This window comes from Paraburkholderia sp. BL21I4N1 (assembly GCF_002973525.1).
Taxonomy (GTDB): Bacteria; Pseudomonadota; Gammaproteobacteria; order Burkholderiales; family Burkholderiaceae; genus Paraburkholderia.
This window is the reverse complement of sequence record NZ_PVEN01000001.1, coordinates 697,920-711,096: the sequence shown is the minus strand read 5'-3', so window position 1 is coordinate 711,096 and position 13,177 is coordinate 697,920. Positions and strand designations below refer to the sequence as shown.

Sequence of the window (13,177 nt, the reverse complement as noted above, 5' to 3'; positions counted from 1 at the left end):
CGAACACGTCCTCGGCGGTCAGCGTGGCCGCCGGGTCCGGCTTCATGGATTCATGGAAAAGCGAAGGATCAGCCGATCGTCATCACGGCTTTGCCTAATTGACTGCGCGATTCGAGCGCTTCATGCGCCGCTTCGACGTCGTCGAATGTGTAGCGGCCGCTGATCTCGACTTTTAGCGTGCCGTCCTGCAGCGCGGCGAATATTTCATCCGCTCGGCGCTGCACGGTCGCGCCATCCGCGAGGTGATCGGCCAGACGCGGGCGAGTCAGGAACAACGAACCCGCTTCGCCCAGTTCGATCGGATCGAGATCGTTCAGCGAACCGGAGACCGAGCCGTAATTCACCACGAGGCCGCGCGTGCGGGTCGCGCGGAAACTGTCGCGCAGCGTCGCGCGTCCCACCGCGTCGAACACCACGTCGACGCCGCGACCCTCGGTCGCTTCGCGCACGCGCTCGGCGAAGCCGCCGTCGTCGTACAGCATCACGTGGTCGGCGCCGTGCGCTCGGGCCACCTCGGCTTTCGCTGCGCTGCTCGTCGTGGCGTACACCGTCACGCCGCGCCGCTTCGCGAGTTGCACCAGCAACTGGCCGATACCGCCCGACGCCGCATGCACGAGACACGTGCTGCCGGCGCCGAGTCGTGCCACGTCTTCGAGCAGATAGTGCGCGGTCGACCCCTGGAAAATCGCGGCGGCGGCCAGATCGAACGGGATCGCGTCCGGAATGCGCGCGACACGCGCCGCCGGCACGACGGCATAGTCGGCGTACGCACCCCACGAAATACACCACGCCACGCGGTCGCCGCGCTCGCACGAGGTCACGTTCGAACCGGTCTGCACGACCTCGCCCGCGCCTTCCATGCCGAGCGTGATCGGCAGGCGAACCGGATAGGTGCGCGACTCGCGGTATTTGCCCTGCCGCGTGTGGACGTCCATGAAATTGATGCCGGCGCAACCAACCCGGATCAGCACTTCGTCCGGCCCCGGCGACGGAATCCCGATGTCGACGCGGCGCAGGACCTCGGGACCGCCGTATTGCTCGATGCGTATGGCCTTCATATCTCGTGTTCCGTGCTTTTGAAGAAGATGAGGCGGCTCAATGCGCCGCGACGGCATTGACTTCGTCGGCGAACCGGTTGGTATAGGTCCGGCTCAGTTCGACGTGACGCGGCACGATCTCCGGATTCACCGCGGCGAGCGCGCCCAGCACAGTCTGCGGCGCGCCGTCGGGCATCCTGCCGTCACGCGAGAACGACGGCATCGTCGCGGCAAGCGCCTGGCGGTACAGCGCTTCGTTCGCGCCGACGAAATCGCGCGGCAGCACCGCCATGATCTGATCGGCGCTATGCGTGGCGATGAACGCGAGCGAGCGCACCATCGCGCGCACCAGCCGGCGGCTCTCGTCTGGGTGAGCGGCGACCCACTTGCGCTGCGCGTACAGGCAGGAACTGGCGTAAGGGCCGCCCAGCGCGAGCCGCGTGCCGTCGATGCTGCGCATGTCCACGAGAACCCGCGCCGTGCCGGCAGCGAGCAATTTCGATGCGGTGGGCTCCTCGACCATGACGGCGTCGATCGATCCGTTCTTCATCGCATCGGCGAAACTGCTGTCGGAACCCAGCGGCACGACCGTATAGGCGTTCGCGGGCAGACCCGCGCGCTGCGCCAGATAGCGACTCAGGAAATCGGTGGACGCGCCGAAACCGGTCACGCCGAGCCGCCGGCCGCGCGCGTCGGCCATGGTTTGCATCGGCCTCGCCACTTTCGTCGACGCGAGTTCGGCCAGTCCGGCGGAACGTGCGAGCACAACGATCGCTTCGACTTCGAGGCCGCGGCTTTGCAAATCGATCGTATGGTCGTAGAAGCCCACCGCGCCTTGCACGGCACCGGCGATCAGTTCGGTCGCGGTATCCACGCCGGCCGGTTCGGACAGAATGTCGACGTCGAGCCCCTCGTCGCGGAAATAGCCCAGCCGCGAAGCCAGCGTGACCGGCAGGTAGACGATCTTGGTTGCACCGCCCGTCATCAGCGTCAGCTTTTCCGCCTGGGCATGGGGCGTCCAGAGCAGGATCGCGCAGGCGGTCGAGGCGAGCGCCGTGAAGCGAGCGAACGGTGGCATGTCAAACGGTCTCCCTATGCGAGCACTCGTCCGATGTTGACGGATCGTCTCGTGCCGCGCTTGCCGAGGAGTATAAAAAACCAACGCCTTCTGCCTGCTTTCCGTCGCGCGGAAATGTTGTGGGTGTTTACCCTCTGCGGGCGGGTGCGAAGGCGTTTGCGTTGGAATGGGACGAAGCTGTGCGGTGTGGCTCGCCTACCGCTTGACCGCTCAACCGCCCTGCTCGCCCTGTTTGACGCGCGCGAAACGCTCGTCGAAGTCGCGCGCGAGCGCCCCCACCGTCAACTCGCCGAAGCGTGCGAGCAAAGCGGTCTCGGCTTCCTGCATTGTTTTGGACAAACCCGCGTTGACGGCCTGTTCGACCAGACATTGCGGGTCGTCGTCCGTGAGAAGTTCGGAGAACAGCGGCGGCTCGCCCACCGCGCGGTAGACGTCCAGCAACGTGAGTGTGTCGAGGTCTTCGGCCAGCACCCAGCCACCTCCGTGGCCTTTTTCAGAGCGCACGTAGCCCTGGTCCCGCAAACCGGCCAGCATTCTGCGCACCACCACGGCGTGAGTGCGCAGCATCTGCGCGATCGTTTCGGACGTCAGCGGGCCGTCGTGCCGATCCATGTGAATCAGCACGTGCAGCATCCGCGAGAGCCGGCTGTCGGTTCTCATCTCTCACCTCGTTATCGAACCGCGTCGCGTGGAGTCATGTCACGCAACATTAAAAGTTGCAAGAAGTATAGCATCGCCCTATCATGCAACTCGTGATGTTTCATGAGATGCGAACGGAGGGAAAACATGCGGACCGGACACGATGTGATCGTTGTGGGAGGGAGTTTCGCGGGACTATCGGCGGCGATGCAGTTGGCGCGCGCCAGACGCCGCGTACTGGTGGTGGATGCGGGTTTGCCGCGCAACCGGTTTGCCGCGCATGCGCACGGCTTCCTGGGTCAGGACGGCAAGCCGCCGGCCGAGATCATCCGCGAGGCCGCGGCGCAGCTTGCGCTGTACCCGACGGTTCAGATCGTCAAAGGCGAGGCCGTTGCGGCCGAACGGGTCGCGGATGGGTTCGAGGTCACGCTGGCCGGTGGTCGTATCGAATCGGCTGCACGCCTCATTCTCGCGACCGGCGTCAGAGACGAATTGCCGGCCATTCCCGGACTTCAAATGCGTTGGGGCATGACGGTCGTCCATTGTCCGTACTGTCATGGATACGAAGTGCGGGATCGGCGACTCGGCGTGCTGGCCAGTCATGCGTTGTCGATTCATCAGGCGCTGCTCGTTCCGGAATGGGGGCCGACGACGTATTTCACGCAAGGCCACTTCGAACCCGACGCGGAACAGCGGGTTCATCTGGCGGCGCGGGACGTTCGGATCGAACGCTCGCCCGTGGTCGAACTGCTCGGCGACGCGCCCCATCTCGACGCGCTGAGACTCGCCGATGGACGCGTGATCTCGATCGACACGCTATTCGTCGCACCGAAAACGCACATGACGAGTCCGCTCGCCGAGCAACTGGGTTGTGCTTTCGACGACGCGCCGCTCGGCCGTATCGTCCGTGTCGATGGATTCAAGCGCACCACCGTCGACGGCGTTTATGCGGCAGGCGACGCGACCAATGCGATGACAAACGCCACGTTCGCTTCGGCGGCGGGCGCCATGGCGGGGGTCAGTGCGCATCAGTCGCTCGTCATGCCGCAGCACGCTAACTAGCCAATCAGGCCGCCTGGCACCGGTTTTGAATCGCGCCGGCGGCGGCTTTTTGCAACACTCAGCGTTCAGCGCGAGCAGATCGTCACGGCTTGCGCGAGTGCGTCTTGCTGCGCCGGGTTCTGGAAGAAGGCTTCGAGACTCGTGTGTTCTTCGTTCGCGACCTGCTCCAGGCATAGCCGGGTATTGGCGCGCGTGCTGTCCGGCGCGTAAATAATTGCGACAACGACCAGGACCATGGCGACCAGCCAGATCGTCGCGCCCAATGCCCAGCGCAAGCCGCTTTCCGATATCCACGATAGTGGTTGCGTGCGCGGGCGCGTCGTTGCACTGTGTGCCGTGCAGGTTTTCATTCGACCTTTCCTTTTGATTAGCAAGACAACTATCTGGAATAGAAAAACCCTTCAGGAGAGGGCTTTTCTCACGTCATGCATGCCTGACACGGTCGATTCGAACAACTCCCTCCCGATCTTCGAGCGCAAGGTTCTGGCAATCCGCGCACTGGCCTCGGTGATGGGTCGATCCAGCGCCTTGCCTGCCTGTGTCGGATAAACGCCCCACTCCCTGGCGTCGGCTTCCCCCTGCCGACGCTCGACGAGTTCCTTGTCGCACAGGTTGTCGATCAGCCTCGTTGCAGTAGGCCGCGCGATGCCCAACAGGCTCGCCACCTCGCTGCTGAGTGAACCTGGCGAAGCCAGCACCACGCGCAATACAAAACCCTGCGCCGGCGTCAACCCGAACGGCGCATACGCAGTGGTCCACTCACGCTCGGTAAGCCGGGCGAGCGCCGAAGAGTTGAAGTAAAGGCAGTGATCGAACATGAATGCATTAGATCGCAAATTGGTTAGCAAGACAACCACAATTTGTTTGTTGCGCTGGCTCGCTTGCCTCGCGCATTTCGCTGTCCTAGCCTCGAACCCGATTCAGTTGTGACCACCAAGCTGCAACGCCGCCTTACGAACCGCCGCCGCAATCTCCTCACCGACGGCGGGATCCTTCACCGCGCGCGACAACGTCACCCCGCCCACCAATAAAGCCATCAACGCCGTCGCTTCCTCGCGCCGCGCTTTCGGTTTGCCTTCGAGCGCTTTCGCCACCGATTCGATAATCGCCGCCAATTCCGTCTCGAACGCTTGACGCGTGTCGTCGTCGGCGCGCGCCACTTCGCTCGACAGACTCTGCAACGCGCAACTGTCCGCGAGATCGCAGGTCCGCCGATCGCCCAGATAAAAGTCGATGAACCATTCGCGCCAGCGGCCGCCCATTTCCTCGCGCGTTCGGTCGATAGCGCGTCGCAAATCGCCGAGCCCAACCACGACAGCCTCCTGAAAGGCCGCCGCTTTCGATTTGAAATGCGCGTAGAACGCCCCCGATGTCACGGACGCATCTTTCGCCAGACCATCCACGCCCGAGCCGCCAAAGCCGCGAGTGCGGAACCCGCGGCCCGCGCTGTCGAGAATCCGTGCCTTACTTTCTTCCTTCCGGCCAGCCCGATGTGCCATGTCAACGCTCTCCACATAACGATCGCTATTTTGTGCTTGACGACATCACGATCGTTATGAAACTATCGCGACATCACGACCGTTATATAACGACCGTGATGTCTATGCAATAGCTCTGCTTCGACTCACTCATTCCATTCAGGAGTTTGCAGCCATGCCTATTTCAGTCCATGTCACTCAAGGTCTTTTAACCCAGCAAGGAGAACGTGAAGTGCTTCCGCTGGTCGCCGACGCGCTGTTGCGCGCTCACGGCCTGATCGATAACCGCTTCATGGCGCCGAACGTGATCGGCCATCTGATCGTGAGCGAGGAGTCGAAGACGTATGTGGGCGGCAAGTCTCAGTCGCTTGCTGTCGTGGAGGTGAAAGTGCCGTCGGCCACGTTTCCGAATGCCGACGTCAAGCAGGCGTTCGTCAGCGCGGTGACCGATATCGTCGATCGGCACAAGGCGGGCTCGCATCCGCGCGAACGCACGTATGTGAACGTGACCTATGCCGTGGATGGCGCGTGGGGTATCGGCGGCAAGGCCTATTCCAACGCTGAATTGGGCGAGGCGATTCAACGCGGCGCCCACTGAGAAAACGACACGATAGCCGCGCGATGCGGTGCTGTTATTTCAGCGCTGCATCGCGAATCAAGCCCACGGTCACGTGGAAACGCGTGGGCTGGCCGATGCTTGTGCGCCGCCGGTCGCATTGCTATCTTCGTCCATGCGCAGCAGCCGGCCCGCATTCGCAATCACGATGAACGTGCCGAGGTTATGCAGCAGCGCGATCCACACCGCGCCCAGCGTGCCCGTCGCCGCCAGCACGATCACTGCGACGGTCCATGCCAGACCGATCGCCGCGTTGATCGTCGCGGTATGCAAACAGCGCCGCCCGAGCCGCACGCAGGTCGCAATACGACGCAGGTCGTCGCCCAATAGAACAACGTCGGCCGAGGCAACCGCGATGTCGATGCCATGCTCGCCCATCGCCACGCTCGTCGGCCCGGCTTTGATCGCGAGCACGTCGTTCAGGCCATCGCCAACCACGAGCGGGTGATAGCCCTGCGCCATTTCCTGCACCACGTAGTCGAGTTTGTCGTGCGGCAAAGCTTCGGCGACGACAATCCCGATACCGGTCTGCGCCGCCACTTTACGTGCGACGGCCGCACGGTCACCGGTCAGCAGCGTCTGACGCGTCAGGCCGAGTGCGCGTAACGCTTCGAGCGCATGCGTCGCCTCCGCCCGCAGTGCGTCGGCGAAACCGAACCACGCGAGCAGTCGGCCGTTCAGTGCGAGGCCGACACACGGCCCGTCGATCTCGCGCGGCGGCTCCGGCAAATCCTGTACGTATTCAGAGAGCAAGCCGTGGCGACCCAGCACGGCGACACCGTCGACGGTATCCGCCACCACGCCGAGCCCGCGCAATTCGCGTACATGCTCCAGCGGCGTTTCGTCGACAACGCCCCCCCGTCCAGCCTCAGTCGCATAGCGAACCAGCGCGCGGCTCACCGGATGTGCGCTGCTGCCGCCCAACCGCGCCGCCAGTTCGAGCACCTGAGCCGTGTCGACACCCTCTTGCAGCACGACCCGTTCGACGCGCAACTCACCGTAAGTCAACGTGCCGGTCTTATCGATCACGAGCGAATCGATCTGGGCGAACTTGTCGAGAAACGCGGCGCTCCTGAACAGAATGCCGTGCCGCGCACCGACGGCGATGCCGGCGATCGCCGTCGACGGCGCGGCGAGCACCAGCGCGCACGGACACGCCGCGACGATCACGGCCAGCATCGCCGAGGCATTCGCCGACGTGAACCACACGATCGCCGCGATCAGCAAGACGAGGCACAGATAGCCGCCCATGTAGCGTTCGAGTAGTTGCGTGATCGGCGGCTTGGCCTGCTCGGCTCGCTGCATCAGTTCGATGATCTTGCCGAGCGTCGATTGTTTGCCCGCGTGCTGCACTTCGATTCGCAGTGGACCGTCGAGATTCATCGCGCCGCCGAACACGGCCATCCCCGTCTCGACGTCGAGCGGCACGGACTCGCCGGTGATCGCCGCATTGTCGACACTCGATTGACCATGCAGCACCACGCCATCGGCAGGGATACGCTCGCCGGCCGCGACTTCGATCCGGTCGCCCGCTTGCAACGCTTCGTACGGCACTTCTTCGAGCGAACCGTCGGCACTGACGCGCCGCACTTTGCCCGACGTCAAACGGCCGAGGGCGCGAATCGCTTCTTGCGAGCCAAGCACGCTGCGTTCTTCGAGCGCGTGGCCGAAGGTCATCACAATCGGCAGCAAGGCCGCCGTGGCCATGTCGCCGACGGCCCAGGCCGCCAGCATCGCGAGCGCGATCAGGCGGTCGGTCACGCCGTGCAGACTCGGCGACTTGAGACTGTGCCACGCGCCCGCAAACACCGGACCGGCGACGATTAGCGAGGCGAGTCCCGCGAGCACCTGGGACAATGCTTCGTCGGCGGGCGCGAACGCGTGCCAGGCGGTCGACAGTATCAGCAGGCCGCCGGCGAGTAGCGCCAAGGCGATTTGCCGCGTTACCGTGCGTTGCTCGGCGGCCGAAAGGGGAATGGGTTGGGCGGAAGCAGGGCGATGCGGAGCGTGCGCCGCGATGTGTTCTGCGTGCGCGTGTTCTGCGTGCGCGTGTTCTGCTTGCGCGTGCTCCGTGTGCGCGTGCCCCCCTTCCCCGCCTCTCACAGGCCCAATGCTCGCGCTCATCTCGCGTTCCCCGGCAGAATCAGATTGGACGTGTTGTGCGGATCGACCGTCGTCACACTGGCCGCTTTCGCAAGAATCGACTGCACGCGATCCCGATACGCGCGCGCCAGCAGACCCGGATCGCTGTTACTGCGCAGCGGCTCTTCCAGTTGCTGAATGGTCAAGGTTTTGGCCCGCGCCGTGGCCACCCGTTCGACCGCGCTCGCCTGCGCGTTCTGCACGATCCGGTCGGCGTCCTGCTCCGAATCCTGGCGGATCTTCTCGGCAGCGGTGCGCGCTTCGGCCATGCTGCGCTCGGCCACCTGCAACGACGTCAGCACCGAATTGAACGCGCCGACCGCCGCGGCCGGAAACGCCGCCTCGACATCGACACGCGCCACTTCGACACCCAGCGCCGCATGCTGCGCATCGAGTTGCCGCAGACGCCGTTCGACTTCCTGCGCGAGATCGCCGCGCAAGCGTTCGCGCTTCACGGCGAGTTGCTGATCCGCCGACAACAACTCCGGCCGCGCGACGAGAATCGCATCGAGGTTCCGCTTCGCTACGACGGCCGCCGCGGACGCCGACACGATCCGTTCGAGCGCGGCATCGAGCCGGTCTTTTTGCAGCACGTACGCGTACGCGTCGACGACGCGGTAGTACAGCGTGGCGCGCAACTGCAGGACGCCGTTGTCGCCGGTGAGCAGATAACCGGACCCCGCGAGTTCGTCGGACAACAACGTACCCGGCGCGGGCGCACCTTCGGGAGCGGCGTTGCCGTCCGATACAGCGGGTATTCCGCCGGGCGGCATATCCGCCGCGCCGGCCGCGCCGCTATCCGCATCGGGCAAACCTTGCGACATGGACGACGCGTCCGGCAACCGCGCATCCGCATCGCGCGCACGCGGGTCGCGTTCGAGCGATTGAATGTGCTGCTCCAGCACCCGCGCGCTGCCCGGCACCAGTAACGTCGTCTCGAACGGACGCGGCCACGCGATCAGCAAGCCCGCGTCCTGGGTGCGGACAAACGCGCCGAAGCGCTGCACAACCGCGCGGCTGTCGGGCGGAATACGCTGAATGTTCGAGCACGCCCACGCGCAAGCGGCCAGCACCGCCACGCCCGCGACGAACCAGAACGACAGGCGGACCGCCTGGGCGCCGGGTCCGAGCGGCGGCAAGCCGGCGTCGGTACTCATCGCGAGGCCCTGGATTTTTTTGCCGACGGCGCGGCCGCCGGACCTGCGCCGCTCGAGTCTTGCGGCCCCTGCACCAGCGCCTGGAACGGTGCGGCATCGGTGCGCAAGATCAGGTTCGTGTTGGCGCTGACCACGGTGTCGAGCGTGTCGAGCGAGCGCAGCATCGTGTAAAGCCGGGGATTGCCCGCGTAGGTGGCGCCATAGATCGCGGCGGCGTCCTGACGCGATTGCGCCTCGATCTGCGCGGCCTTCACGTTGGCATCGGCCACCGCGAGGCGCGCGTCGCGGTCAGCATCCGAACGGATCTGCGCAGCCTCACGATTGCCGTCCGCGGTGCGCTGCGCGGCGACTGTCTCGCGCTCCGCGCTCATGCGGCTGACCGTGGCCGCGAGTGTCACGGCAGGCAGCGTCAAGCGCTCCAGACCCACTTGCACCACGTGCACGCCGTAGGCCGAGTAAAGCTGCGCGTCGATCTGCGTGCGCAATGCGTCTTCAAACGCGGCAACGCGGACCCGCGACGGATCGGTGTTCACCAGCGACGCCAGGTCGAAACCTGCCGACGTAGTTTGCAACGACGAGCCGAGCAGCGAGCGAATCTGCTGCGCGGCCTCGTCGGGCCGGTTACCCACGGCGCGCACGAAACGGCGCACGTCGTTCGGATCGGCGGCGACGCGCCACGCCACGTAGGCCTGCACGATGATGCGCAGGCCGTCGCGCGTGCCGACGTCCTGCAAGCCGCTCGATGTCGTATGCAGGCGCAGGTCGACCGGCACCGCCGCCTCGATCGGCGCGGGCAGGCGCCACGCGAGTCCGGGTTCGAGCAGCACGCGCACGGGTTGCCCGAAACGCGTAATCACCGACGCCTCGCCCGCCCGCACGGATATGAAGCTCGCCACCGCGATCGCGATCACGACGCACAGCAACGCGAGCAGCACGCGCAGATAAAACGGGCCACCGCGTTTGCCCTGCGCGTCACCGTGATCGCCATGGTGGTGATGATGGTGATGCCCGTGACCCTCTGCATGCGAATGCAACAAACTCATGAAATCACCTTGAAAACGGCCTCGCCGGCATGGGGCGCGCGCCTCAGTTGCCGCGAGGAAGGCCGGCGACATCACCGGCCGTGAAAGTGCGCAGATCGAGCGTCGCGCGACGATCGGCGACCAGCCGGTCGTCGATCACGGTAATGCGCGCGTTCTGCAAGCCCTGTTGCAATTTGGCCAGGTAGTACTCGAACGTGAACGCGGGACCACCCAGGCGATACGCAACGGCTTCCGCGGAGAAATTGGTTTGCTGCACGCGCGCCGACGCCAGCGTGTCGCCAGCGCGCGCGCTGGCTTTCGCGATCTGGGTCAGCGCCTGCTGCTGCGCGGTGCCGAGCACCTGCGCGGCAAATCCGTGCGCCTGCGCGACGCTGGCTTGCGCGCGGATCTGCGCGGCCTGCACGTCGTGATAGGCGGCGGCCGCGCCCGCCGGCGGATGGACACTTTCGATCACGACCGCGACCACGTCGATGCCGCTGCCGAGCCGGTCGAGTTGCGACTGAACGGCATTACGCACTGTTTCCGCCATCACGGTCTGGCTGGTTTCGAGCAGCGACGCCAGCGTATGCGACGCGAGGTAATGCATCACCTCGCGATTGGCGATCGAGCGCACGGTGCTCTCCGGATCGACCGATCGATAGAGCGCGGCGCGCGCGGCCGCGTCGCTCAATCCGATGCGGTAATCGAGCCGCACGTCGGCATTGACGATCTGGAAGCTCTGCTGATCGCCGCTCGCACCGGCGATCACCTGACTCGTCTCCCACGGGTGCTGAGCGTCCCAGAGACGGTTCAACTGCTCGGGCGTGGGGCCGTCGGCCGCGGCAGCGGGCGCCGCGACGCTGCTGTCGTCCGCGCCGCCGGATACGATCAGTTGATGCACGGCGCCGTTGTCGACCACACGCGTCTTGCCGAACGGCCAGGGCAAGCCGGCATGCAAGCCCGGCGACCAGACTTCGACCGGCGCGCCGAATCGCTCGTACACCGCGCGTTGGGCCGGATTCAACACGACGACCGACGTCAGCAACCACGCGCAGACCGCCATGGCGACAATCGTTGCGGGCAGCAGGCGCATGAAACTGCGCAACACCCAGTTCTGCCGCAGATCGATGCCGTAGCGGTCATGCAATTCCGCGCCGAACGACGCCAGCGGCGAGCGGCGAAAACGCAACAGCCCGGCCAGCAGGCTCGAGGGAATATGCGTCGCGCGGTCGGCCGCACGCGGCATGAAAAGCCACAGCAACAGCATGCGCAACGCCATCTCGACGGCAGTCGCCGCACACAGCACGGCGGCCACCTGCACGACCAGATCGAGCGCCATGTGCGCGTAAATAAACCATCCCGCCGACAACGCCGCCGCGAGCGCGCACAGTAACAACACGCGCAACATGACGGCTAGCGACGCCGCGCGCGAAGCGCCCGCGCGGTCGGCGGCATGCGCGTAAAAACGTTCGGCGACGAGGGTAAGAAACGCGAGCGTCAGTGCCGCCGCGCCGCTGACGATCACAAGCGACGGCGTGACCATCGCGTGAATCAGCGTGGCCGGGTCGACGGGTTTCAACGCCGTCAGTGCGAATGCCACGGCCAGACAGCAGGCGGCGAGGACGCACCAGGGTTGCCAGCGAAGCCGACGCAGCATGCCGGCGAAAGAAGGCGTGTCGGCGTCGTGCCAGACGAATTGCCGGAGGTACGTGAGGCCGCGCTTCCAGGCCGGTCCGTCGACGGGCGCCGCCGCTCGCCGCGCCGCCGGCAGCCGCCAGATCGCGACAACGAGTACGTTGACGAAGGCGCTCGCCAGCACGGCACACCAGCGCGGATCGACCGGCAAGCGTTTCGTCAGGCTCAATGCGCCGAGCACCGCCGCGAACACCGCCGCGGCCCAGCCGAGCAGCGCGACGTCGTTACGTTCGGCCAGCCGCGCACGCATGTCGCTTTCCTCGCGTCCAGCCTGATCCGACATCTGCAATCCTTACCAATGAGTTACAAACCGGAAGACGTACTGCCTCTCCGAACCAGACCGCTCTGCACTGCGAGCCGCAATTTAACGTGCCGGTAGAGGAAACTCAAGGACGGTCGGCGCACGGCGTGCACCGTTCGATCGACTCCGGCGTCAGCCCCAGATGGTCCCGCAATCCCACCCAGCCTTCCTGCGTGATCTGCACGGCGCGCGACGTATCGGCCCGCCGCAACCAGCCCTTGGCGCACAACAGATCGAGAAACCCCACCCCGAGCGGACCGGCCAGATGATGCTGGCGCTCCGACCAGTCGAGACATTGACGCGCAATGCCGTGCCGGCCCGGCTTCACCGCGGCGATGTCGAGTCCCAGCATGCCGAACCATGCCGTGCCGGCCGGCGTGACCTCGAACCGTTTGTCGTCGGCGGCGGAAAGAAAGCCGTGCTGCATCAGATGCTTCGTGATCGCCACGCCGGCCTGCCCCGCCAGATGGTCGTAGCAACAGCGCGCAAAGCGCAACTTGCCCGCTTCGCGGCCGAGCGATTTACGACGCACGACCCGTTGCGTGCCGATTGACGCGAGGCTTTCGAGCGCCACGGCGACATGCGGGTTCGCGAGCCGGTAATAACGGTGACGCCCCTGTTTTTCCACGGCGACCAGGCCGCCGTCGAGCAGCTTCGCCAGATGGCTGCTGGCCGTTTGCGCGGTGACGCCGGCCGCATAAGCGAGTTCGCCGGCGGGCAGCGCGCGGCCGTCGACCAATGCCATTAGCATCGTGGCGCGCGCGGCGTCGGCGATCAGAAAAGCGGTGGCGGACAAATTGGGCTGTGCATGCATGACGGTCTCCGGTTGGCGGATCGAGCATAGCGCGACGACATAGTCGCACGTTTCGATCCGTATCGAAGCATCCGCCGCTCATAGCGGGAATCTTGATAGAAGACGCTGACGTAAACCGCCGAATGCTATTGAGTAC

13 protein-coding genes are annotated in these 13,177 nt (G+C 65.3%); 2 read left to right on the top strand and 11 right to left on the bottom strand.

From position 1 onward, the window contains the following. Positions 1–68 precede the first annotated feature (68 nt). The 3 genes from B0G83_RS03025 to B0G83_RS03015 form a co-directional block, all read right to left on the bottom strand. Complete coding sequence (locus tag B0G83_RS03025; protein WP_105505921.1) at positions 69–1,058, bottom strand: quinone oxidoreductase; 990 nt, start codon at positions 1,056–1,058, stop codon at positions 69–71. A 37-nt stretch (positions 1,059–1,095) separates the two neighbouring features. Further along, entirely contained in the window at positions 1,096–2,115 is a 1,020-nt protein-coding gene (locus tag B0G83_RS03020) for an ABC transporter substrate-binding protein (protein ID WP_105505920.1), read from the bottom strand. A gap of 210 nt (positions 2,116–2,325) precedes the next feature. Continuing rightward, on the bottom strand, positions 2,326–2,775 hold the full coding sequence (locus B0G83_RS03015) for an Rrf2 family transcriptional regulator (protein WP_105505919.1): 450 nt from the start codon (positions 2,773–2,775) through the stop codon (positions 2,326–2,328). Positions 2,776–2,901: 126 nt separating this feature from the next. Here B0G83_RS03015 and B0G83_RS03010 point away from each other — a divergent pair, with 126 nt between their 5' ends. Next, positions 2,902–3,816, top strand: a complete 915-nt coding sequence (locus B0G83_RS03010) for an NAD(P)/FAD-dependent oxidoreductase (protein ID WP_105505918.1) — start codon at positions 2,902–2,904, stop codon at positions 3,814–3,816. Positions 3,817–3,881: 65 nt separating this feature from the next. Here B0G83_RS03010 and B0G83_RS03005 read toward each other — a convergent pair whose 3' ends face one another. The 3 genes from B0G83_RS03005 to B0G83_RS02995 all read right to left on the bottom strand — a co-directional run bounded on the left by B0G83_RS03005 (position 3,882) and on the right by B0G83_RS02995 (position 5,315). Beyond that, the gene (locus B0G83_RS03005) at positions 3,882–4,166 is read right to left on the bottom strand and encodes a hypothetical protein (protein WP_105505917.1); all 285 of its coding nucleotides are present in this window, start codon (positions 4,164–4,166) and stop codon (positions 3,882–3,884) included. 51 nt (positions 4,167–4,217) lie between these two features. Further along, on the bottom strand, positions 4,218–4,634 hold the full coding sequence (locus tag B0G83_RS03000) for a MarR family winged helix-turn-helix transcriptional regulator (protein ID WP_105505916.1): 417 nt from the start codon (positions 4,632–4,634) through the stop codon (positions 4,218–4,220). 102 nt (positions 4,635–4,736) lie between these two features. Continuing rightward, the gene (locus B0G83_RS02995) at positions 4,737–5,315 is read right to left on the bottom strand and encodes a TetR/AcrR family transcriptional regulator (protein ID WP_105505915.1); all 579 of its coding nucleotides are present in this window, start codon (positions 5,313–5,315) and stop codon (positions 4,737–4,739) included. A 154-nt stretch (positions 5,316–5,469) separates the two neighbouring features. On the opposite strand from B0G83_RS02995, the gene B0G83_RS02990 reads away from it, so the two are divergent. Beyond that, positions 5,470–5,892, top strand: coding sequence for a 4-oxalocrotonate tautomerase (locus tag B0G83_RS02990; protein WP_146120145.1), 423 nt, complete (start codon positions 5,470–5,472; stop codon positions 5,890–5,892). A 69-nt stretch (positions 5,893–5,961) separates the two neighbouring features. On the opposite strand, the gene B0G83_RS02985 is transcribed toward B0G83_RS02990, so the two are convergent. The 5 genes from B0G83_RS02985 to B0G83_RS02965 all read right to left on the bottom strand — a co-directional run bounded on the left by B0G83_RS02985 (position 5,962) and on the right by B0G83_RS02965 (position 13,041). Beyond that, positions 5,962–7,839, bottom strand: a complete 1,878-nt coding sequence (locus B0G83_RS02985) for a cation-translocating P-type ATPase (protein ID WP_258167659.1) — start codon at positions 7,837–7,839, stop codon at positions 5,962–5,964. Between the two features lie 191 nt (positions 7,840–8,030). Next, positions 8,031–9,209, bottom strand: a complete 1,179-nt coding sequence (locus B0G83_RS02980; protein WP_105505912.1) for an SPFH domain-containing protein — start codon at positions 9,207–9,209, stop codon at positions 8,031–8,033. Further along, complete coding sequence (gene hflC / locus B0G83_RS02975; RefSeq protein WP_105505911.1) at positions 9,206–10,252, bottom strand: protease modulator HflC; 1,047 nt, start codon at positions 10,250–10,252, stop codon at positions 9,206–9,208. The genes B0G83_RS02980 and hflC overlap by 4 nt, the downstream gene beginning before the upstream one ends. Positions 10,253–10,295: 43 nt before the next feature. Further along, entirely contained in the window at positions 10,296–12,209 is a 1,914-nt protein-coding gene (hflK, locus tag B0G83_RS02970; RefSeq protein ID WP_258167658.1) for a protease modulator HflK, read from the bottom strand. Between the two features lie 103 nt (positions 12,210–12,312). Continuing rightward, the gene (locus tag B0G83_RS02965) at positions 12,313–13,041 is read right to left on the bottom strand and encodes a helix-turn-helix transcriptional regulator (protein WP_105505910.1); all 729 of its coding nucleotides are present in this window, start codon (positions 13,039–13,041) and stop codon (positions 12,313–12,315) included. Positions 13,042–13,177 lie beyond the last annotated feature (136 nt).

Excerpts from the sequence above, each read along its gene's own strand:
- B0G83_RS03020 (WP_105505920.1), bottom strand. The coding sequence starts at position 2,115 with ATGCCACCGTTCGCTCGCTTCACGGCGCTCGCCTCGACCGCCTGCGCG.
- B0G83_RS02980 (WP_105505912.1), bottom strand. The coding sequence starts at position 9,209 with ATGAGTACCGACGCCGGCTTGCCGCCGCTCGGACCCGGCGCCCAGGCG.
- B0G83_RS03005 (WP_105505917.1), bottom strand. The coding sequence starts at position 4,166 with ATGAAAACCTGCACGGCACACAGTGCAACGACGCGCCCGCGCACGCAA.
- hflK (WP_258167658.1), bottom strand. The coding sequence starts at position 12,209 with ATGTCGGATCAGGCTGGACGCGAGGAAAGCGACATGCGTGCGCGGCTG.
- B0G83_RS02990 (WP_146120145.1), top strand. The coding sequence starts at position 5,470 with ATGCCTATTTCAGTCCATGTCACTCAAGGTCTTTTAACCCAGCAAGGA.
- hflC (WP_105505911.1), bottom strand. The coding sequence starts at position 10,252 with ATGAGTTTGTTGCATTCGCATGCAGAGGGTCACGGGCATCACCATCAT.
- B0G83_RS03025 (WP_105505921.1), bottom strand. The coding sequence starts at position 1,058 with ATGAAGGCCATACGCATCGAGCAATACGGCGGTCCCGAGGTCCTGCGC.
- B0G83_RS03000 (WP_105505916.1), bottom strand. The coding sequence starts at position 4,634 with ATGTTCGATCACTGCCTTTACTTCAACTCTTCGGCGCTCGCCCGGCTT.
- B0G83_RS03010 (WP_105505918.1), top strand. The coding sequence starts at position 2,902 with ATGCGGACCGGACACGATGTGATCGTTGTGGGAGGGAGTTTCGCGGGA.
- B0G83_RS02965 (WP_105505910.1), bottom strand. The coding sequence starts at position 13,041 with ATGCATGCACAGCCCAATTTGTCCGCCACCGCTTTTCTGATCGCCGAC.
- B0G83_RS03015 (WP_105505919.1), bottom strand. The coding sequence starts at position 2,775 with ATGAGAACCGACAGCCGGCTCTCGCGGATGCTGCACGTGCTGATTCAC.
- B0G83_RS02995 (WP_105505915.1), bottom strand. The coding sequence starts at position 5,315 with ATGGCACATCGGGCTGGCCGGAAGGAAGAAAGTAAGGCACGGATTCTC.